The organism is Corynebacterium pseudogenitalium, assembly GCF_024453815.1.
GTDB classification, from domain to species: domain Bacteria; phylum Actinomycetota; class Actinomycetes; order Mycobacteriales; family Mycobacteriaceae; genus Corynebacterium; species Corynebacterium pseudogenitalium.
Map to the genome: position 1 here is coordinate 1,542,404 of NZ_CP072934.1, position 19,182 is coordinate 1,561,585.

At 60.0% G+C, this 19,182-nt stretch carries 17 protein-coding genes; 3 read left to right on the forward strand and 14 right to left on the reverse strand.

All coding sequences use genetic code 11. From position 1 onward, the window contains the following. From murC to KBP54_RS07490, 13 genes are all read right to left on the reverse strand, one after another. Entirely contained in the window at positions 1–1,488 is a 1,488-nt protein-coding gene (gene murC / locus KBP54_RS07430; protein WP_070478786.1) for a UDP-N-acetylmuramate--L-alanine ligase, read from the reverse strand. 7 nt (positions 1,489–1,495) lie between these two features. Continuing rightward, positions 1,496–2,575: an undecaprenyldiphospho-muramoylpentapeptide beta-N-acetylglucosaminyltransferase gene (murG, locus tag KBP54_RS07435; protein WP_256005184.1), complete on the reverse strand. Its 1,080-nt coding sequence runs from the start codon at positions 2,573–2,575 to the stop codon at positions 1,496–1,498. A gap of 33 nt (positions 2,576–2,608) precedes the next feature. Beyond that, positions 2,609–4,108 (reverse strand): FtsW/RodA/SpoVE family cell cycle protein, encoded by a 1,500-nt coding sequence (locus KBP54_RS07440; RefSeq protein ID WP_256005187.1) that lies wholly within the window; start codon positions 4,106–4,108, stop codon positions 2,609–2,611. Between the two features lie 43 nt (positions 4,109–4,151). After that, a complete protein-coding gene (gene murD / locus KBP54_RS07445; protein ID WP_256005189.1) occupies positions 4,152–5,567 on the reverse strand; it encodes a UDP-N-acetylmuramoyl-L-alanine--D-glutamate ligase in 1,416 nt (471 codons plus the stop codon). Further along, entirely contained in the window at positions 5,564–6,673 is a 1,110-nt protein-coding gene (gene mraY, locus KBP54_RS07450) for a phospho-N-acetylmuramoyl-pentapeptide-transferase (RefSeq protein WP_070478780.1), read from the reverse strand. Before mraY ends, murD begins: the two co-directional genes overlap by 4 nt. A 9-nt stretch (positions 6,674–6,682) precedes the next feature. After that, complete coding sequence (locus tag KBP54_RS07455) at positions 6,683–8,221, reverse strand: UDP-N-acetylmuramoyl-tripeptide--D-alanyl-D-alanine ligase (protein WP_256005191.1); 1,539 nt, start codon at positions 8,219–8,221, stop codon at positions 6,683–6,685. 9 nt (positions 8,222–8,230) lie between these two features. Next, positions 8,231–9,748, reverse strand: a complete 1,518-nt coding sequence (locus tag KBP54_RS07460; protein ID WP_256005192.1) for a UDP-N-acetylmuramoyl-L-alanyl-D-glutamate--2,6-diaminopimelate ligase — start codon at positions 9,746–9,748, stop codon at positions 8,231–8,233. Between the two features lie 21 nt (positions 9,749–9,769). Beyond that, positions 9,770–11,707 (reverse strand): peptidoglycan D,D-transpeptidase FtsI family protein, encoded by a 1,938-nt coding sequence (locus KBP54_RS07465; protein ID WP_369822174.1) that lies wholly within the window; start codon positions 11,705–11,707, stop codon positions 9,770–9,772. A gap of 114 nt (positions 11,708–11,821) precedes the next feature. Further along, positions 11,822–12,529, reverse strand: coding sequence for a cell division protein FtsL (gene ftsL, locus KBP54_RS07470; protein WP_070362209.1), 708 nt, complete (start codon positions 12,527–12,529; stop codon positions 11,822–11,824). Positions 12,530–12,543: 14 nt separating this feature from the next. After that, positions 12,544–13,542 (reverse strand): 16S rRNA (cytosine(1402)-N(4))-methyltransferase RsmH, encoded by a 999-nt coding sequence (rsmH, locus tag KBP54_RS07475; RefSeq protein WP_256006635.1) that lies wholly within the window; start codon positions 13,540–13,542, stop codon positions 12,544–12,546. A 202-nt stretch (positions 13,543–13,744) separates the two neighbouring features. Next, a complete protein-coding gene (gene mraZ, locus KBP54_RS07480) occupies positions 13,745–14,179 on the reverse strand; it encodes a division/cell wall cluster transcriptional repressor MraZ (protein ID WP_070362207.1) in 435 nt (144 codons plus the stop codon). Positions 14,180–14,578: 399 nt separating this feature from the next. Further along, positions 14,579–14,974 carry a DUF3040 domain-containing protein gene (locus tag KBP54_RS07485; protein ID WP_070362206.1) on the reverse strand — a complete coding sequence of 132 codons (396 nt, stop codon included), beginning with the start codon at positions 14,972–14,974 and terminating at the stop codon, positions 14,579–14,581. 96 nt (positions 14,975–15,070) lie between these two features. Beyond that, complete coding sequence (locus tag KBP54_RS07490) at positions 15,071–15,505, reverse strand: SAV_6107 family HEPN domain-containing protein (protein ID WP_256005194.1); 435 nt, start codon at positions 15,503–15,505, stop codon at positions 15,071–15,073. A gap of 129 nt (positions 15,506–15,634) precedes the next feature. On the opposite strand from KBP54_RS07490, the gene KBP54_RS07495 reads away from it, so the two are divergent. From KBP54_RS07495 to KBP54_RS07505, 3 genes are read left to right on the forward strand one after another with little or no spacing between them, the layout of a single operon-like run. Continuing rightward, positions 15,635–16,207 carry a GNAT family N-acetyltransferase gene (locus KBP54_RS07495; protein ID WP_256005196.1) on the forward strand — a complete coding sequence of 191 codons (573 nt, stop codon included), beginning with the start codon at positions 15,635–15,637 and terminating at the stop codon, positions 16,205–16,207. Between the two features lie 56 nt (positions 16,208–16,263). Continuing rightward, entirely contained in the window at positions 16,264–17,376 is a 1,113-nt protein-coding gene (locus KBP54_RS07500) for a polyprenyl synthetase family protein (protein ID WP_070362203.1), read from the forward strand. Positions 17,377–17,378: 2 nt separating this feature from the next. Further along, positions 17,379–18,851 (forward strand): alpha-(1->6)-mannopyranosyltransferase A, encoded by a 1,473-nt coding sequence (locus tag KBP54_RS07505; RefSeq protein ID WP_070976531.1) that lies wholly within the window; start codon positions 17,379–17,381, stop codon positions 18,849–18,851. On the opposite strand, the gene KBP54_RS07510 is transcribed toward KBP54_RS07505, so the two are convergent. Continuing rightward, on the reverse strand, positions 18,820–19,182 hold the full coding sequence (locus KBP54_RS07510; RefSeq protein WP_240492798.1) for an Rv2175c family DNA-binding protein: 363 nt from the start codon (positions 19,180–19,182) through the stop codon (positions 18,820–18,822). The two genes, KBP54_RS07505 and KBP54_RS07510, sit on opposite strands and share 32 nt — an antisense overlap.

Genomic DNA, 19,182 nt, shown 5'->3' on the forward strand with positions numbered 1-19,182 from the left:
CTAAACCTCCGTCTGCCGAAGTTGCGCGAGGATCTCATCGGCGAGCATTGTCACCGACCCAGCGCCCATCGTTAGGATGACGTCCCCAGGACGAACCATTGATGCCAGTGTCACCGGTACTGCGAGGAAATTGGGCTCAAGCACTACCGGCACCGAGCTATCCATCTTGTCAGTAATGAGCCTGCTGGTCACATCTTCAACGGGCGCTTCGCGTGCGCCGAAGATGTCCAGCACCATGACGACATCCGCGAGTGAGAGGGCGTCAGCAAACTCTTGGGCAAAGTTCTGTGTGCGCGAGTACAGGTGCGGTTGGAAGCACACCACGACGCGCGCACCCTTGCCCTCAGACTCGACTTTCTCCCGCGCCGCCGTCAACACAGCGGTGACCTCGGTTGGGTGGTGCGCGTAGTCGTCGTAGACACGGGTACCTGCGAACGGCCCGTCCTCTACGAGGCCCTTAAACTCGAAGCGGCGCCGGACACCGGAGAACCCGCTCAGCCCCGCTGCAATCCGTTCAGGTTCCGCACCCGCCAGCGTCGAGGACAACAGCGCGGCCAGGGAGTTGAGCACCATGTGCCGGCCGGGGATCGACAGGCGGTAGGAGTACTCAGCAGATGCGCCGCCGGTGTTGAGTCGAGCACGCACGTCGACGTAGGAGCCGTCGATACGCTCTTCTATAACTACTGCACCTGCCGGAATGTCTGGGTGCGCTGCAGCCGCTGCTTCAGTGCCGTAGCCGACGACGTTGATGCCGCGCTGCAATGCGCGCTCACCACAGCTTGCAGCGTGCTCGTCATCCATACAAACGACGAGGAAACCGCCGGGCTGCACGCGATCGGCGAAGTCGTCGAACACCTTGAAGTATGCCTCGCGCGTGCCGAAGTAGTCCAGGTGGTCAGGCTCAATGTTGGTGATAACGGCGATATTTGGTTTGTAGCGAAGCAACGAAGCATCGGACTCGTCCGCCTCCGCCACGAAAATATCGCCCGCACCGTGGTGGGCATTGGTGCCGGCCTTGTTGAGCTGGCCGCCAATTGCAAAGGAAGGGTCCTCCCCCGCAGCCTGCAACGCCACCACGGTCATGGACGTCGTGGACGTCTTGCCATGCGTGCCTGCTAGCAGGAGCTGCGTGTAACCGTCCATCAACTCGCCGAGCAGATCTGAGCGGCGAATCACAGGAATCCCCTCCTCCTTCGCACGCACCAACTCCGGATTATCTTTCGGAATCGCAGCAAAGCTGGTGACCACGACGGTCGGAAGTTGCCCCGTCAGCTCGAGGTTCGCGGCGTCGTGTCCAACTGCGACCTGTGCACCTTGCGAGCGCAACGCACGCACTGGACGGGAGTCTTTCACATCGGACCCGGTCACTACTGCCCCGCGGTCAAGCAGGATGTGGGCGACACCGCTCATGCCAGCGCCACCGATACCAACCAGATGTACGCGGGAAAGATCCACAGAACCAGGCGCGGTGGTGTGTTCGGAAGACATGACGGTGTTACTCCTTTGTGATAGTCGCAATGATCCGTGCAGCGAGATCTTCTGCCACACTACCCGCGCCAGAGTGCTCGAGCGCTTCTCGCATGCGCTGCATGTGCTCTGGCCGACCCAAAATCTCGTTGACGCTGCGGGCAAGCGCGTCTGGGGTGAGCTCGGCGTCATCGATACGCATTGCCGCCCCGGTAGCTACCAGGTGCGCCGAGTTAAGCCCCTGTTCGCCGTTGCCGTGCGGCAGTGGGATGTAAACGGCTGGCAGGCCAGCGGCTGAGTTTTCCGCCACGGTCATGGCGCCGGAGCGACACACAACCATGTCCGCCACGGCATACGCAGCTTCCATGTCGTCGATGTACGGCACCGCCGTGTAGCCTTCGTGTGGCTTCGGGGCGTCGTTCTTTCTGCCGTAGGCGTGCAGCACCTGGTACCCGCGCGCCGTGATGTCCTCGATGGCCCCGGCAACAGCCCGGTTGATGCTCACCGCACCCTGGGACCCACCGGTAATCAGAACCACCGGCTTGTCCGGATCAAGGTCCCACATCTTGTACCCACGCAGCGCTTTCGCTCCATCCGTATCGACGCCCACTCCCGGACGCACCGGGATCCCCACGACATCACCCGGCATCCCCGAGTTCGCCACGGCGTTAATCCCGACACCACCTAGCTTGACGCCAAGCTTATTGGCCATACCCGCCAACGCGTTCGTTTCCAAGACGAAAAATGGTAGGCGCAACGATGCCGCGGCAAGGTACGCAGACGCCGACACATAGCCACCCGTACCAAAGACTGCCTCAGCCTTTGAATCCTTCATCACCTTCCGTGTTTGGTGCACGGAACGCGCAAGTTTGAACGGTACGCCAAGAAGCTTCCATGGCTTCTTGCGCGGGATCGGCACAGGGTCAATGAGTTGAAGGTTAAAGCCGCGCGCGGGGACGATAGTGGTTTCCAGGCCACGCTCAGTTCCGAGCGCAACCACATTTGCGCCGTACTGTTCGCGAAGCACCTCGCCTACCGCGAGTGCCGGTTCAATATGGCCCGCGGTGCCTCCCCCTGCGAGCACCACTGTGTGCTGGGTCTTGTCCATGATGGATCCCGTCCTTTCCTTTTCGACGGCCACCTAACGGTACCGGCGTCGCTCTGATTGGTTCGGTCGTGGTCTCCGTTGCGTTACCTCGACATTCCTGGTGGGCCGGGGCGAGTGCCGCTGAGCACGGTCGTCTGGGGCAACTCGGTGAGCAACAGGCACTCCGTACCGTTGCTCTCGGCGTGACTGCTCATGTGTACGAGTTCGCTCCGCGCGAGTCGCGCGCAGCTGTGCCGTCGCCTTCGGCTCCGGGACGAACAGCATTCTGTCGAAGCGTGGGCGCCCGTAGTTCTGCATGGCCGAGACTGCGTCGGGCTCGTGGCGGGCAATGGAGGCCAGCATGCCCATCGACCACAAGGTAATCACTGCCGAGGTACCACCGGCGGACAACATCGGCAGCTGAATACCCGTCACCGGCACAAGGCCGACGACGTACCCGATGTTAATGAACGCCTGCGAAACTACGCCTGCTGTTAACGAGGCAGCGGCGAGTCCCTGGAACGATGTCTGTGCGCGTTGCGCAGTGCGCAAACCGAAGTAGCCAAGGGCAGCAAACAGGGCGATCACCATAATGCCGCCCCACATACCGAGCTCTTCGCCGATGACGGCGAAGATGAAGTCGTTTCGAGCCTCTGGGAGGTAGAACCACTTCGCGCGGGACTGTCCGAGGCCGACGCCGAAGAGGGAGCCGTCGGCAAGAGAAAGGAATCCTTGGTGCGTCTGGAACGCAGCACCGCGAGTATCGCTGAAGTTTCCGAACAGCGCCTCGAAGTAGACGTGGAAGCGTTGCGAGCGGAAGCCGCCAAGCAGGAACAACATGACCGCTGCGGCACCGATGAGCCCGCAGAGGATGCCGATGGCCTTGAGCGGGAAGCCTGCGAACCACAGCACAAAGATCACGATGGCGGCAAACGACATGGTCATGCCGGCGTCACCCTGCTTCGCAATCAGGAGGATGCACACGCCCGCTCCAAGCAAGAACTGTGCGGTCGGCGACTGCCACGCAGGCGCCGATGCTGGCGGCTGCTTCTTCGACAGCACCGCAGCACCCCAAATTGCAATAGCCACACGGGCGAACTCAGAAGGCTGCATCGTCAACGAGCCGAACATCAGCCACGATTGCGAACCGACTTCCTCACGTCCGGTACCGATTAGCAGCACCAGTACCAGCAGGAACACCGCGAAGAGGAATAGTGGCGTGGCCAGCTTCCGGATGCGCTCGGGCGGGACCAACAGCGAAACCCAAAACAAGACAAGGCCCGCCAGCACCATCAGGGATTGCCGAAGCGCAGTCGACCACACGCTACTCGAAGCAGCGAACGATGACGCCATCGACGAGCTCATCACCATCACGATGCCCAACGCAGCCAGCACCAGCACCACGGTCCGAATCACGGTGTAGTCAATGAGGGGCCGCTGCTCAAGCGCCGCAATGAACGACGTATGTGCCCGGCCCAGTGCGCTTTGAGGCACGTCGCGGGTGCCAGTCTTTGGCGCACGCGCCGGCGGTTGCTGTCGACGATTTCGCTTCATGGCACCTCATTACCCTTCGCTTCGAACACTGCTGTGTCTCAAGTTACTGTAGTGAAAAGTGTCGCCTGGCGGCCGCACGAAACGCGTCGCCGCGCGCAGACATACCCGGATACATGTCCAGGCTCGCGGCAGCCGGTGCCAGCACAACGCTATCGCCAGGCTGCGCATGCTCTCCAGCAAAGCGAACCACGGCGTCCATTGCCACCTCGGGGTCAGTCGAGTCAGTCGCAAAGATAGGCAGGTCAGGTGCCAGCCGCTTGACGGCGTCGTAAATTTCCATGCGGTCGACCCCAAGCAGCGCTACGGCACGCATGTGCCCCACATGTTTTTCGACGACCTCATCAATCGCAGCGCCCTTCAGCTGACCACCTGCAACCCACACGACGGTGCCCGCCCCGGTCAACGCCGAATCAGCCGCGTGCGGGTTCGTCGCCTTCGAGTTGTCGATCCACCGAACGCCATTCGCCTCGTGGACCACGGCTCCGCGATGCCCCGCAACGTGGAAGCCTGCGAGTGCTTCACGAATCTCAGAGGGTGTCGCACCACACAGCAACGCCACGGCAGCGGCGGCGCCTGCGTCCAGCACGCCTGCAGCACCCGCGGGTTCAATGCCATTCGTATCTGCCAGTTCAAGGACCGAGCCGTCGCGGTGCGCAACGAGCTTGCCGTCGATAACACCGACCTGGCCCTCTTCGGGCTGGCCGAGCGTAAAACCGAAGAATTGCTTGCGGTCATTCTGTGCCACGATCGCTTGCACGTGCTCGTCATCGATGCCGACCACGGCGTTGGAAGCTTTGAGCACCTTCGCCTTCGCAGCCGCGTACGCCTCGAATGAGCCGTGCCAGTCAATGTGGTCGTCCGCAAGGTTGAGTAGAACTGCCGCGTTGGGAACGAGCTGGCTCGACCAATGCAACTGGAAACTGGACAGCTCGGCCACGAGCACGTCGACACGCTGGGGAGCCACCACCGCGTCAGCCACGGCGGTACCGATGTTTCCGCACGCCAGCGCACGCTTACCAGTGCGGGCAGATGCCTCCTGCATCATGGCTGCGAGCATGCCAGTGGTGGTGGTTTTACCGTTCGTGCCTGTCACAACGAGCCACTCGCGCGGTGGCCCGAACACGCCCGCGCGATCCAACCGGTAGCACAGCTCGACATCACCGATGACATCGAGTTGGGCCGAGGCGGCGTCGACAAGCAGCGGCGTGTCGGGCCTCCACCCTGGAGACGTCACTACTACCCCGACCTCACCGAAGTACTCGTGTGCCAGCTGCGTATCGACGGCCCGCACTCCCCACGTGCGCTCAGCGAACTCGCGGTTTTCCTCGCTGTCGTCCGCGACGATGCATGGAACGCCGACCTGCTGGAGCATGCCGAGCACCCCTCGGCCCGAAACGCCCGCACCAGCCAGCAGCACGCCGCGGGAAATCTCTGCGGGGATCATACTCGTATCGGTCATGACAGCGTCACTCCGTTCTGTGTGAGCCACTCACCGTAGAAAATTGCGGTGCCGAGCGCGACCGCCATCGCAGCGATGAGCCAGAAACGCACAACCACGGTTGTCTCCGCCCAGCCTCCTTGCTCAAAGTGGTGGTGGAACGGCGCCATCCGGAACACGCGCTTGCCGGTGGACTTAAACGATGCCACCTGGATGACCACCGAGGCTGCCTCGAGCACGAAGAGTGCGCCAATGATGATCATCAGAAGCTCGGTCTTGGATGCCACTGACAGGCCCGCTACGAGGCCACCGAGCGCCAGCGAACCCGTATCACCCATGAAAATCTTGGCCGGGGACGCGTTCCACCACAGGAATCCAACGCAGGCACCGAAGCCTGCAGCCGCAAGCACCGCCAAGTCAAGCGGGTCACGGACGTTGTAGCAGCCCGCTGCCAGCGCTGCCTCGCAAGAGTTCCGGAACTGCCAGAACGTGATCATGGTGTACGCGGCCATCACCAGAGCAGTCGTACCAGCGGCCAACCCGTCGAGCCCGTCGGTGAGGTTCACCGCGTTCGACCAAGCAGCCAGCAGAATGTAGATAAAGATCAGGAACAGAATTGCGCCAAGGATTCCGCCGCCGACCGCGATGTCAATCGTTTCGATATCGCGTACAAAACTGAGCAGGGTCGAGCCTGGCGTCAAGCCGTTCTCGTCAGGGAATCGCGTGATCAGCAGGCCGAAAACAATGGCAATTGCAAACTGGGACACAAGCTTCGCAGTCTTATTCAAACCGAGATTGCGCTTCATGAAGAGTTTAATACCGTCGTCGGCAAGCCCGACCAGGCCAAGCGCCAATGTCAAGCCCAGCACGATGACGCCGCTCGCGGTAAACGCCGCGTGGTTAGTGGCCAGCGCGACAATCGAGCTAGCCAAGTAGCCCAGCGTGATCGCGAGCAAAATAGCGATGCCACCCATCGTTGGGGTGCCGCGCTTCCGCGCGTGCGACTGCGGCCCGTCCTCCCGAATTTCCTGGCCGATCTCGCGGCGGTGGAAATACCGAATCAACAAAGGTGTGACAAAAATGGAAACGAGGAAGCTAATAACTCCTGCGACAATTACTTGAATCATGTGAGACTGCTACCTTGCTTCATTCTCATTGGTTGACTTACTTTGACTGTCAAGCGTACGGGTGCGCATGAGTTGTTCAGCCACCACCCACAACTTTTGGGCGTTCGACGCTTTGACCAGCACCACTGCTGGCGGGGGTGTGGCAGTGGCAATCGTAGCTTCAACAGCGTTGCTTGCCTCGGCACTATCGGCAACAGACTGTGTGGCGATGCCCTGCTGCTGTGCCGCTTGCGCCAGCGATTCCATCGCGTCACTTTGCCCCACTGCTACGAGGTCCGTGATGTTGTGCTTTACCAGTTCTCCGGCGAGCTCAGCGTGGGCTGACGCGGACTCCTCGCCGAGCTCGCCCATCTCACCGAGCACCGCTATCGAGCGCGCCCCCGGGTGTGCGGCAGCCGTCGACGCAAGCGCTGCGATACCGGCACGCATTGATTCAGGGTTTGCGTTGTACGCGTCGTTAATGACAGTCACGCCATCCTCGCGGGTGCGCACATCCATGCGGTTCACGGATACGGTCCGTGCCTGGCTCAGCGCTGCCGCGATCGCTTCAGGCTGCATGCCCGCACCGAAACCGACTGCCGCCGCAGCAAGCGCGTTGCCAACCTGGTGGGCGCCGTGCACGCCCAGGCGAACTCTGTGCTGTTGCCCGTCTGGCGTGTGCATCACAAACGATGCTCGGGCAACCTCGTCCAATGAGATGTCTGTGGCAAAAAAGTCTGCTTCGGGCGAGCCCTCAGCCGAAAACATCCACACCTTCGCAGTTGTGCGGGGGCGCATACCTGCAACAAATGGGTCATCGGCGTTCAAGATGGCGATTCCACCGTGATCCGCATCAGGGAGTGATTCGACTAACTCGCCCTTCGCCTGAGCAATCGCCTCGCGTGAGCCAAACTCCCCAAGGTGTGCGGAGCCAACGTTGAGCACCACGCCGATTGATGGCGGGGCAATCTTTGCAAGATGCGCGATGTGCCCAATGCCCCTCGCGGACATCTCCGCCACCAAAAACGCCGTCTCCTGTGTGCAGCGCAGCACCGTGTACGGGTGACCAATCTCGTTATTAAAGGATCCCGGAGGAGCCACGGTCTCGCCTTTGTGGCGAAGCACCGCAGCGATCAGGTCTTTCGTCGAGGTCTTCCCCGCCGAACCGGTCACGCCGACAATTGTGAGTCCGTGTTCGCGAACTAGGCGGCGAGCCACGTGCGCTGCGAGCTTCGAAAGGCCCGCGACAACACCGAGTGCACTGCCCGTTGGGTCGCTCGCAGCCAAGTCAGAGTTGTCATCTGGCCGAATCTCGGCGCACGGAACGATCACCGCAGGAGCACCCACGTCGCGCGTGGTTATGGCGGCTACCGCGCCCTGCTCCAATGCCGTGCCGACGAAGTCGTGTCCATCAACCCTCGCGCCTTTCAGCGCAAGGAAAAGGTCGCCCTCAGACACCTTCCGCGAATCAAACTCGACGCCACCCGATACTTTCGCCTCGGGGTCCGCCTCCTTCGACAGCGTTCCCCCGACGATCTCGGCGATCTCACCCAACGAACATGCAATCATTATCTACTGTTACCTCGCGAAAGTTTCTAGGGCGCGACGCATCTCTTCCCGATCATCGAAGTGGTGCGTCGTAGTGCCAACAATCTGGCCGACTTCATGCCCCTTGCCAACGACAATGACCGCATCTCCCGGCTGTGCCCACTGCACCAGAGCGTCAATCGCCGCAGCGCGGTCGCCGATTTCACGCACCTCCGGGTGGTGGGGAGCATCCGCGAGTTCCAATGCACCACGCAGCACCTCCGCGCGGATCGATGCTGGGTCCTCTGTACGCGGGTTATCATCAGTCACCACCACAAAGTCAGCACGCTGCGCAGATTCGCGGCCCATGATGACGCGTTTCGACGCATCCCTGTCCCCGCCGGCGCCAACAGCAATGCCGACGCGCCCAGCCACTTGCTTTCGGAGCGTATCCAGCACGGCTGCGATGGCCGCAGGCTTATGCGCGTAGTCCACGACTGCAACAAACGGTTGCCCGCAGTCGATGCGTTCCATACGTCCAGGGACCTGCGCTTTTGATAGGCCCTTCATGAATGCATCTACATCAACGTCGGCGGTGTACGCCATAGCGGTTGCCAAGGCAGCGTTAGCCACGTTGAACGCGCCCGGCATTTGCAGCGTCAACGTGTGAGTCGAAGTGGGCGTCGATAAGGAAATCTCTTGCGCGCCAGTCTTGTCTGCGGACAGCTGCTTCGCGCTCACGTCGACCCCAACCTGGCCGTGGGTGCCAACGCGAACCGGGTGCTGTGCCCGGTCAGCCATGCGCTCGCCCCACTCGTCATCGACGCAAACTACCGCGCGTTTCGCGGCACTGCGCGACGTCGGGTCAAAGAAGAGCGCCTTCGCCTCAAAGTACTCCTCCATTGTTTTATGGAAGTCCAGGTGATCCTGGCTCAGGTTTGTAAACCCAGCGACATCGAAAGACGTGCCACTCACCCTGCCAAGCATGAGCGCGTGGGAAGAAACCTCCATCACTACGTGCGTCACTCCAGCCTGCAGCATGCGGCGGAACAGAGCCTGCAGCGTCGGGGCTTCCGGGGTAGTCAGGGACGTTGGAACGTACTCGCCGAGAATCTTCGTGCCGGTGGTGCCAATCAGACCTACCTTCGCTCCTGCTGCCTCAAGCCCCTTCTCCAGCATGTACGTCACGGTAGTCTTGCCAGACGTGCCGGTAACCCCGAGCAGCGTCATGTGCTCGGATGGGTGACCATACACCTCGGCTGACACATCGCCGAGAACTTCGCGAACGTCTTCGACGACCAGCACCGGCCGCGTTTCCCCTTGGCCCTCGAGGATCTTCGCGCCTGCATTGTCAGTAAAGATGGCGCCCGCTGGGCACTGCTTTGCAAACGTTGCACCATGCACGCGGGTGCCGGGCAAAGCTGCGAACAGTCCGCCTGGGGCAATCTTCGACGAATCGAGTGCAATCTCTTCAATGTGCAGCGGCTGATCTGGGGCGTTGTGGAGCGTCCCACCAGACAGCGCTGCGAGCGCCTCCAGGGTAGGCGAGTTCGGTGTTGTCTGCGTCATGTCATTCATTGTGAAACTTCCCTACTGGGCTTGCAAAACGTACTGGTCCGCTTCTGGGCTAGGCGGCAAGTTCTCCCTATTGATCAGCCAGCTGGCGATTTCAGTAAACACCGGACCTGCCGACTGTCCACCGGCTCCGCCTTCTCGTGTACCTCGCTGCGGCTCATCAAGCATGACGGCCACGACAAATCGCGGATCGTTCGCAGGCGCGATGCCAGCAAACGTAATCCAGAACTGGTTTTGCGAGTAGGCGCCAGTCTCAGGATTCACCTTTTGCGCGGTACCAGTCTTGCCCGAAAGCTGATAGCCAGGAAGTTGGCTGTTCTGGGCGGTACCGTTGTTGATCCCTGCCGGGTCGTTTTGGAACGTGGACCGGAACATGTCCACGACTGTGCGTGCCGTCGCCTCCGACACCACACGATGCCGCTCAGGTTCGGGCTGTTCCAGCGGTGTGCCCTCTGCACTTTCAATGCTGCGGATAATGCGAGGCGTAATCCGCTCGCCACCGTTGGCAAGCGTTTGGTAGACGCTGGCCATCTGAAGCGCTGTCCAGCTCATTCCCTGCCCAATTGGTAGGTTCGCAAACGTTCCTCCGGACCACTGCTCTAGCACTGGCAACAGACCGGCGGACTCGTTGGGCAGCTCAATGCCGGTTGTGTTTCCGATTCCGAAGCGCTGCAGGTAATCCCAATAGCGCTCCTCGCCCAGCTTCTGCGCAATCTGCAAGGTGCCCACATTCGAGGACTTCCCGAAGATGCCCGCTGTGGTGTACGGCATCACGCCATGCTCCCACGCGTCGCGCACAGTAATACCAGCCATGTCGATAGAGCCCGGCACTTGGTGTACTTCTTCCGGAGTAGTCACCTTCTCCTCAATTGCCGCAGTCGCTGCGATAATCTTCGCCACGGAACCCGGCTCAAACGGGTGCGAGATCGCGTTATTGCTGAAGTCCTTCCCTTCGCGCAGCTGGCGCTCGATGTCCCCGTTCGGGTCAATAGTGGAGGTATTCGCCATTGCTAGCACTTCACCACTGCGGGCATCGAGCACTACTGCCTCGGCGTCCTTTGCCAACGAGTTCCGTTTCGCATTCTCCAGAGTCTGCTGCACAAACGACTGCAGGTCCAGGTCGATCGTCAAGGTGATCTTCGCGCCATCCACCGCGGGTACAACGTCGCGCAGCGTACCGGGGATGGACTGCCCGTCGTTCGACACGTCCTCTGTCTTGCGCCCGTTGATCCCGGTGAGCACCGCATCACTCGATGCTTCAAGCCCAAACTGTCCCTGCCCGTCCATCGACACCTTGCCGAGGATGTTTTCAGCAATCGCCCCGTTCGGGTACTGCCGGATGTCCTGGTGGTCCGAGGCCACGCCGTGGAACTCAGCAGCAATGTTCGACGCCACATCAGGGTCCACGTTCCGGACAAGCACTTCGTAGTTCGAATCCGCGTGCAGCTTCTCGAGGATATCGCGCGCGTCGACCTTGCCCACACTACGCATATCGTCATTGTCTCGTCGCCTATCGACGTCCTCTTCGCCCATTGCCTCGCCAATCATGACGGGAATTTCGTTGGCCATCGTGCGCAGAATATCCTCGACTCTCGCGTCAACCATGGCTCGCGTCGCGTCATCGTCGAGATTCGGAACGTCTTCATTGAGCATGACCTGCTCACGCAGTTCCTTACGAAGCGTCACCGGCGACACAGTCAACGACCGCGCCTGCATCGTGTACGCAAGGTGGTTACCTTCGCGGTCCACGATCTCACCGCGCCGCGCGGGGTCAGTGTAAATCCTGGCGCGCTGCGACTGCGCCTGCTCGCGCAGCTGTGGGCCCCACACCACCTGCACAAGAAACAGCCTGCCGACCAAAAATACGCTGACTACAAGAAACAGAATTACTGCCCATTGGGACCGCTGGTGCAACACACTTCGCCGTGTCTTAGGCGCTTGAGGTGCTTGCAGGGCACGAGGCCGAGCAGTTCGTTTTCTCCGGTCCGGGTGCGATTCGACCACTGCCCTATTTTCACCTCACTCAATTGCATTCAACAGGTAAGAAACGATTCGTGCCCTTAGAGCTTAGAGCGTAGGTGGGACATTCGGCGCATACGGCGCCACGTTGTCCAAACGAGAAGTGCTGCCAAGCACATTATTGCCAGGAAGCTGCGTCAAAGAATCACCGATTTCGCGGGTTGCTTGCTGGTCACTCGACGCGCGCCCAGATCGTGCGTGAGACTCATTGACGTCCACCACACCGACAGTTGCGTTCGGATCGAACGGGCGCTGCTCATGCACACTGCCATCTTCATGCACCGCAACGATTCCTGGAGCCGATGGAACCAACAGGCCTGCGTCACCTGCACGTTGTGCAATCTCTGCGGATGATTTGCGGTCCTCAAGGTCGCGGGTCAGCGATTCGACACGGTTGGTCAGCTCTCGCTCCTGCGCCTGAAGGCGCTGAATGGTAAACGTTTGCGTCGTCGACAAAGCGCTGAGCCCCATCGCAGCAACAACCCCGAATACCAGCAGTACCACCGTCACTGTGAACGTCAGCGACAACTGTTTCTTAGCGACGGCCGGCTGCGCAATCCTCCTGCCGCGGTAGGACACAATCTGCTTCGACCCCAACCGCCCGTGAGTACGCGGGTGTGGGACGTGTGGCCGAATTCCAGGATTGAGCAGCCGAGTGTTCGCGCTACGCTGCTGACCGGAGCGCCGCGTCTGCGGGCGCGCCTGATCACCGCGCGTCAGCGTCATGTTCGATCCGCTGTGCTCTCGTGCTGCCATGATTGATCAGTTCCTTAGTTGCCTTGTGCTAGTTTCTCGACACCACGTACCCGTACGGACGCCGCTCTAGGGTTATGGTCAATTTCAGTTTTCGACGCCTTCTCCGACCCATTTGTGATAGATCGAAACAGCGGCTGCGTACCGGGTAAGTCCATCGGGAGCCCCGGTGGGGTTTTCGACTCCGTGAGTTCCCGAAACGCCGCCTTGACGATTTTGTCTTCCAGCGATTGATAGCTCATGAAGACCGCACGGCCACCAACTCCTAGGAGGTCAGTAATGACGGGGAGAACTTGCTCGACCGCTTCGAGCTCGCGGTTCACTTCGACTCGCAGCGCCTGAAACGTTCGCTTTGCCGGGTGCCCGCCCGACCTACGTGTGGCTGCCGGAATCGTGTCGTACAGCAGCTCCACCAGACGCGCACTCGTTGTGAATGGCTCCTGTTCACGCTGCTGAACAATCGCCCGAGCAATCTTTCCCGCAAAACGCTCGTCTCCGTACGTCTTCAAAATGCGTGCCAAGTCACCGTGCGAGTAGGTATTCAGCACGTCAGCTGCAGTGAGCGATTGCGTCGTATCCATCCGCATATCTAGCGGGGCATCAATCTTGTACGCGAAACCGCGTTCTTCCTGATCGAGCTGCATCGAAGAAACGCCAAGGTCAAACAGCGCCCCGGCAACTCCATTTTCGCGGACGATGCCGAAAGGCACCCGCTCGTCAGAAGCCGCAACTTCGCCAATTGCGTCAAAACGGGCTTGCACCGGAACAAAACGGTCGCCGAATGGAGCCAGTCGCTGCGTTGCCGCAGCTAACGCGTTTGGGTCTCGGTCGATTCCAATAACGTACGCGTTTGGAAATGTAGAAAGAAAGTACTCAGTGTGGCCGCCTGCCCCGAGGGTGCCGTCGACAATCACTGCGCGATCGCCGAATTGCTCAACTGCTGGTGCGAGCAATTCCGCCATCCGGTTACGCATCACGGGAACGTGGCCACGGTTTGCCACCGGATCAAAGTCCATCGCGGCTTCTACCATTGTCGGGCACACTCCCTTCACTGCGTTGTTCTGAAAATTACCTACACCCATGTTTGGGGAGCGTATAGAGCCCTACCCCGGGCGGCTGCTCTGATGTCGGGGAAGTACACCAGAACGCTTCACGCCCGGGATAGAGTCCGTACACGCTCTCCGTCAGTAGTCGATGTCCACTGTCAGGTAGTCAGCCTTACAGCAGACCGGAGAGTATGTCGTCGTCATCCGCCGCCGAGAAGGCGGCTTCAGTCTCTTCTTGATATTGAGCCCAGGATTGTGCATCCCAGATCTCGAGAAAATCTACAGAACCGATAACCACGCACTCCTTGGAAAGGTTTGCGTATTCCCGGTGCGACGCCGACAACGTGATACGACCAGAACCGTCAAGCGTTTGCTCATCCGCACTGGCAGCCAGATTACGAATGAACGCTCGAGCCTTCGGGTTCGTACGGGATGCTGCAGCAGCCTTTTTGGCTCGCGCTGCGAACTCCGCACGGGGGTAGACCGCCAAAGAGTGATCTTGCCCCTTGGTCACCATCAGCCCGTCCGCGAGGTCCTCTCGGAACTTCGCAGGCAGCGTCAAGCGTCCTTTGTCATCAAGCTTGGGAGTGTAGGTTCCCAGAAACATCGGGCGACCCACCTTCCTCTACGCCGTCAGACACGTGATGTATGTAGTTTTCTCTGCTTCGTGCGACAAAGGTGTGTAGTCAGCACACCACCGCGCCTTCCGCTACGCCCCACTTTAACCCACTGTGCCCCACAAATGCCACACCACACACAAAAAAGATTACCGACTTCAACATAACCGCAGGTCAACAAGTAAGAAAACGGTGGGGCTCCCTCCCCCTTTCGCGCTTCACAATAGCCACAATCACCCCACTAGTCGACTAGATACGCAAAGAAATACCCACAAAAGTCCATCTCCGCATACATGTGTGGGCAAAAGTGGAGACTGTGGGTGAAAGTGGGGCGTTTCGCCCAGGCAATAAAAACGCCCCCAGTAAAGGGGGCGTGGTCCTTTTTAGGATTAAGGCCGATCCTCGAACCGGCGTTTAAAGTTCTGCTCCATCGAGCTCACTCGAGGAGACTTCGGCTGGTTCCGGGAAACATTCCGCAACTGCGATACAGATGGGCCATGCGCTGGGGTGCGCAACGCCATGATTCCACCAGCCATCATGACGCCGAACCCGATAACGCTAATGATTACTGTCCAAATGGAAAGCGAGGCAAGCGCAACACCGCCGAGCAACAACACCACTCCAAGCACCATTAACGCAACGCTGCGCATCGTAATCCGGCCTGTGGACGAAGGAGCCGCATAGTCGGCGTTTCGGCCGACGCTTTGCACAAATGAAGGGTCATCTGCCATGAGTGACTGCTCAATTGCGCGGAGTGCTTGCTGCTCCTGTTCAGAAAGTGACACTGCTCTACTCCCAAGCTCCAAAGCGGACGTTGCTATCCATACAACGGCCATCCTAGCGCCTTTGTTCCCCGGGAGACGAGGGCAAGATTGCCCAGGCTAAGCCGCAACACCATTTCCGGCAGGAAGTGCCTCGAGGTAGAACTGTTCCGCCTGCTCAAGCAACTGCGCAACCCTGTCAGCTGGCGGCATATGCTCAATCCCCGAGGCAACGCGGCCGCGTTCCCGCGAGAACGACTCAAACACATTCGCCCACCGTTCACCACCCTTCCCCGTGAGTGCAAGCTTCTTCCACGCGCTACTTGGCAGCCGCTTTCGCTTCTGAATTACCGGACTATCGGAACACACCGCACCCGCAGTCCGCAGCGCTGCACGGTAGGCATATTCCATAGCCTCGTCGTACGCCCCCTCCTCAAATCGCTCATAGGCATACGTGAGGCAACCATCGGCGGTTTCAAGAAACTGGTCACGCTTCGATTGACGGACGCGAGCACCGTAAACTTCGTTCGTTGTCGCAGAGATAACGCTGTTCATGTTGATTTCTCCTTCATTTCCCTTTCACATTTGAGATGAATATAGAAAATGGGTCCGACAAACCCCCCAGAACTTCGCTCATTTGTTCGAATATGGCGAAACTTCCCGGACTCATGGTTCGATAAAGGCATGAAGACCGAAATCCGCCGACTCACATCGGCCGAGTACCTTCTTGCAACGCCTGCACTCGTCGACCTCTATATAGCAGCCATGGACTACCCGGTCAATGTTCGGGCACAACGCATCTCCTCCTGGCGCCAAGAGGCTCTCTCCCCAGGCTTCACTGCAATCGCGGCAGTTGCTGACGACACGATCATCGGCATTGCATACGGAATGTTGGGACAGCGTGAACGATGGTGGGATCAGCAGCTCAGGCGGGCGCTTGCCATGCAAGGGGGGCCGTCGAAAAGCGAAAAGGAGTTACTCCAAAGCTACTTTGAGGTCGCTGAAATCCATGTGCTCCCTAGCTATCAAGGGAGAGGTATCGGCGCGAGGTTGCTCCGGGAGCTCCTGCGCCTTGCGCCGGCAAAATTTGCTCTACTGTCTACCCCTGAGGTCGAGCACGAGGACAACGGTGCGTTCAAGCTCTACCGCAAATTTGGGTTCTCCGACGTCGCACGTAACTACCTCTACCCCGCTGATCCGCGGCCATTTGCGATTCTTGGGCGATCGCTGCCACTCAGCGCCTCACCAATGTTGTAGGTTTGTCGTGGTAACTCGGTAGTCTCTAGGTGCATACGTCTACGACAGATTCTGGAATGGAGCACAACGTGTCTGAAGTATCCTCACAAGGGCCAACGCTCGAGGCCATCCCCGCGCTTGTTGAGGAGCAACTTCGCGTGTTCTTCGACGGCCAGGAATCGGTAGTCGCGGAAATTGGTGCCCCGGTGGAGGACGCAGTCTCTTACCTGCGCAAGTTTGTCCTCGGTGGAGGCAAGCGGATACGGCCACTCTACGGTTGGGCTGGCTTCATCGGCGCAGGAGGGCTTGACCACAGCCAGGAGAACCCCGACGCAGTGCTGCGCGCAGTGAGCTCGCTCGAGTTCATTCAGGCATGTGCGCTCATCCACGACGACATTATCGACGCCTCCGACACCCGGCGCGGCAACCCAACAGTGCACCGCGCGGTTGAGGCTACGCACCGCAACGAAGGCTACCGTGGTGACGCCGCTTCGTTCGGCGAGCACTCGGCCATTTTGATTGGCGATCTTGCGCTGGTGTGGGCAGAAGACATGTGGCGATACTCGGGGCTCACGAATGATGCCCTCGACCGCGCGGCGAAGCCGTGGGTGGGGATGCGCACTGAGGTGATCGGCGGCCAGCTGCTGGACATCATGTTAGAGGCTAAGGGCAGCGAATCTGTTGAGCTCGCAGACAAGGTGAATCGGTACAAGACCGCTGCGTACACGATTGAACGGCCGCTCCACCTTGGCGCCGCGATTGCCGGCGCACCGGATGCAACGATCGCCGCGTTCCGTGGTTACGGACGTGATATTGGCATTGCGTACCAGCTCCGCGACGACATCCTTGGGGTCTTCGGCGAACCTGAGGTGACCGGCAAGCCTGCTGGCGACGATATCCGTGAGGGCAAGCGCACCGTCTTGTTCGCCACTGCGCTGGCAAACTTGGACGCGTCCGATCCTGCCGCAGCGCAACGCCTTCGCGACGGGATTGGCGTCGCAGCATCGCCCGAGGAGCTTTCCGAACTCGCAGAGCTTATTCAAGAAAGTGGCGCCGTCGAGGCAGTAGAGGCGCGCATCGACCGCCTCACTGAATCAGGCCTGCAGCACCTTTCGGACGCAGGGATTGATGATGCAGTTGCGCAGTTCATGCGTGACTTAGCTATCAAAGCCACGGCTAGGCGTATGTAGCAATGAAGTCTCTTTCGCCGACACGACTAGGGCTGCTGGCAAGTATCTTGGTGGCCCTTGGCTCCTTTGGGGCCGGCGCCACCCGCAACCGTGGCGGCGTGATGCGTATGTTGGGTGTCGACAATCTGACGTACGGGCACGGGCGTGCGCTCATGGACATCACGATGAGCGTCGGCATCGTTTTGTTGTTGCTTGCCTGGCTGTGGCTGTGGCGTACGCGTCCCACCTTCGATACGGTACGGCGCACCACCTGGCTGTGGACCGCACCACTCGCTCTGAGCGCACCGATGCTCTCGCGCGACGTGTACTCCTATCTGATGCAAGGCGCCATGCTTCGCGACGGCTTCGACCCATACTCAGAAGGTGCGGCCGTCAACCCCGGCCCGCTGCTGTGGGAAGTCTCGCACGACTGGCGCAACACCACCACCCCGTACGGTCCGCTGCACCTGGGGTTAGGCAAGCTGATCACACTGGTAACTGGCGATAGTGTAGGCGCCGGCATCGTTGCATATCGGCTCCTAGCGCTGGCGGGTTTCGCGCTGATTATCATCACGGTCCCGAAAATTGCGCAGCAGCTCGGCGGCGACAGTGCATTTGCGCTCTGGATTGGAGCGACGAACCCCTTGATGCTGCTGCATATGGTTGGCGGCATGCACAACGAGGCCGTGATGGTGGGGCTCGTCAGCGTCGGCATCGTGTGGGCACTACGCCGCCCAGCAACCTTCGCCACTTTTAGTGGCGCCATCGCTGTGGTGGCTGTTGCGGTCTCGCTCAAGGCCACGGCTGCCGTGGCGATGCCTTTCATCGTGTGGCTGATGGTTGCCCATTTCGCGGGTGCATCAGCATCTGTGCTTAAGAAGTGCGGCGTGTTCATCCTTGCCACGGCTTGGTCTATCGCGCTGACAGGCGGGGTGCTTTATGTTGTCACCGCGGCGTCTGGCGCGTCGTGGGGCTGGCTGGCCGAGATCTCCGGCAACTCGAAGGTGATCAACCCGTTGGCAGGGCCCACGCTGGTCACCGAGATACTCACTCCCGGGTTCCAGCTTTTCGACGACCACTTCTACTACAACAGCCTGCTCGTTGTCGTGCGCGCGGCCGCTTCCATCCTGATGTTGGTGGCGTTAGCCGTTGTGTGGTGGTGGTTCCGCCCGAAACCGGGTGCAGCGAACGACGTGCGCGCTGTCCAGGGCACGACCGCCGCGTACGTCGCCGCGTTCATCACGAATGCGGTCACGCTCCCCTGGTACTACGCGTCGATTTTGGCACTCGTGGGAACTTTCCGGGCACCGCGGTGGGTGCAACAGGTCGCCGTGGGTGCGAGCGTGATCATCGTGCTGGCGTTTACAGGCGGCGGTAACCACCGCTTTTACGATGCCTGGTTCCTCGTCGCGGCACCGTTCGTGGCCTTTGCTGCAGTGCTTGCGGTGTGGCCGTTTAAGCAGGCTAAAACGCCATCGCCTGTGCTCGGCGAATAACTTCGCGGGCACCATGGCCGTGCAGCGCGTCGATTGGACGGCCGCTCAGTGATTCATCGGGGGTGAATAGGTACTGGAGCGACTCTTCGGGGGAAAAGCCGCCGTCCGCAAGCACGGTGATTGCACCGCTGATGAACTTTGACATTTCGCCGTCCGCCAGCAGGAGCGCAGGAATGTAATTCACGCCGTCCTTGCGGTAAACGAGGAGCTTGTCGGCGTGAACATAGTCGTGGATTTTTGTGACTGGAACGCCGAGTGTTTCCGCAACTTCGGGAAAGGTCAGCAGTTCATCGTGTTCGAGCAAAGAATCAATAGTCTGTTGAGCACTCAC

Excerpts from the sequence above, each read along its gene's own strand:
- murC (WP_070478786.1), bottom strand. The coding sequence starts at position 1,488 with ATGTCTTCCGAACACACCACCGCGCCTGGTTCTGTGGATCTTTCCCGC.
- murG (WP_256005184.1), bottom strand. The coding sequence starts at position 2,575 with ATGGACAAGACCCAGCACACAGTGGTGCTCGCAGGGGGAGGCACCGCG.
- KBP54_RS07440 (WP_256005187.1), bottom strand. The coding sequence starts at position 4,108 with ATGAAGCGAAATCGTCGACAGCAACCGCCGGCGCGTGCGCCAAAGACT.
- murD (WP_256005189.1), bottom strand. The coding sequence starts at position 5,567 with ATGACCGATACGAGTATGATCCCCGCAGAGATTTCCCGCGGCGTGCTG.
- mraY (WP_070478780.1), bottom strand. The coding sequence starts at position 6,673 with ATGATTCAAGTAATTGTCGCAGGAGTTATTAGCTTCCTCGTTTCCATT.
- KBP54_RS07455 (WP_256005191.1), bottom strand. The coding sequence starts at position 8,221 with ATGATTGCATGTTCGTTGGGTGAGATCGCCGAGATCGTCGGGGGAACG.
- KBP54_RS07460 (WP_256005192.1), bottom strand. The coding sequence starts at position 9,748 with ATGACGCAGACAACACCGAACTCGCCTACCCTGGAGGCGCTCGCAGCG.
- ftsL (WP_070362209.1), bottom strand. The coding sequence starts at position 12,529 with ATGGCAGCACGAGAGCACAGCGGATCGAACATGACGCTGACGCGCGGT.
- rsmH (WP_256006635.1), bottom strand. The coding sequence starts at position 13,542 with ATGGACTTTGATCCGGTGGCAAACCGTGGCCACGTTCCCGTGATGCGT.
- mraZ (WP_070362207.1), bottom strand. The coding sequence starts at position 14,179 with ATGTTTCTGGGAACCTACACTCCCAAGCTTGATGACAAAGGACGCTTG.
- KBP54_RS07490 (WP_256005194.1), bottom strand. The coding sequence starts at position 15,505 with ATGAACAGCGTTATCTCTGCGACAACGAACGAAGTTTACGGTGCTCGC.
- KBP54_RS07495 (WP_256005196.1), top strand. The coding sequence starts at position 15,635 with ATGAAGACCGAAATCCGCCGACTCACATCGGCCGAGTACCTTCTTGCA.
- KBP54_RS07500 (WP_070362203.1), top strand. The coding sequence starts at position 16,264 with ATGGAGCACAACGTGTCTGAAGTATCCTCACAAGGGCCAACGCTCGAG.
- KBP54_RS07505 (WP_070976531.1), top strand. The coding sequence starts at position 17,379 with ATGAAGTCTCTTTCGCCGACACGACTAGGGCTGCTGGCAAGTATCTTG.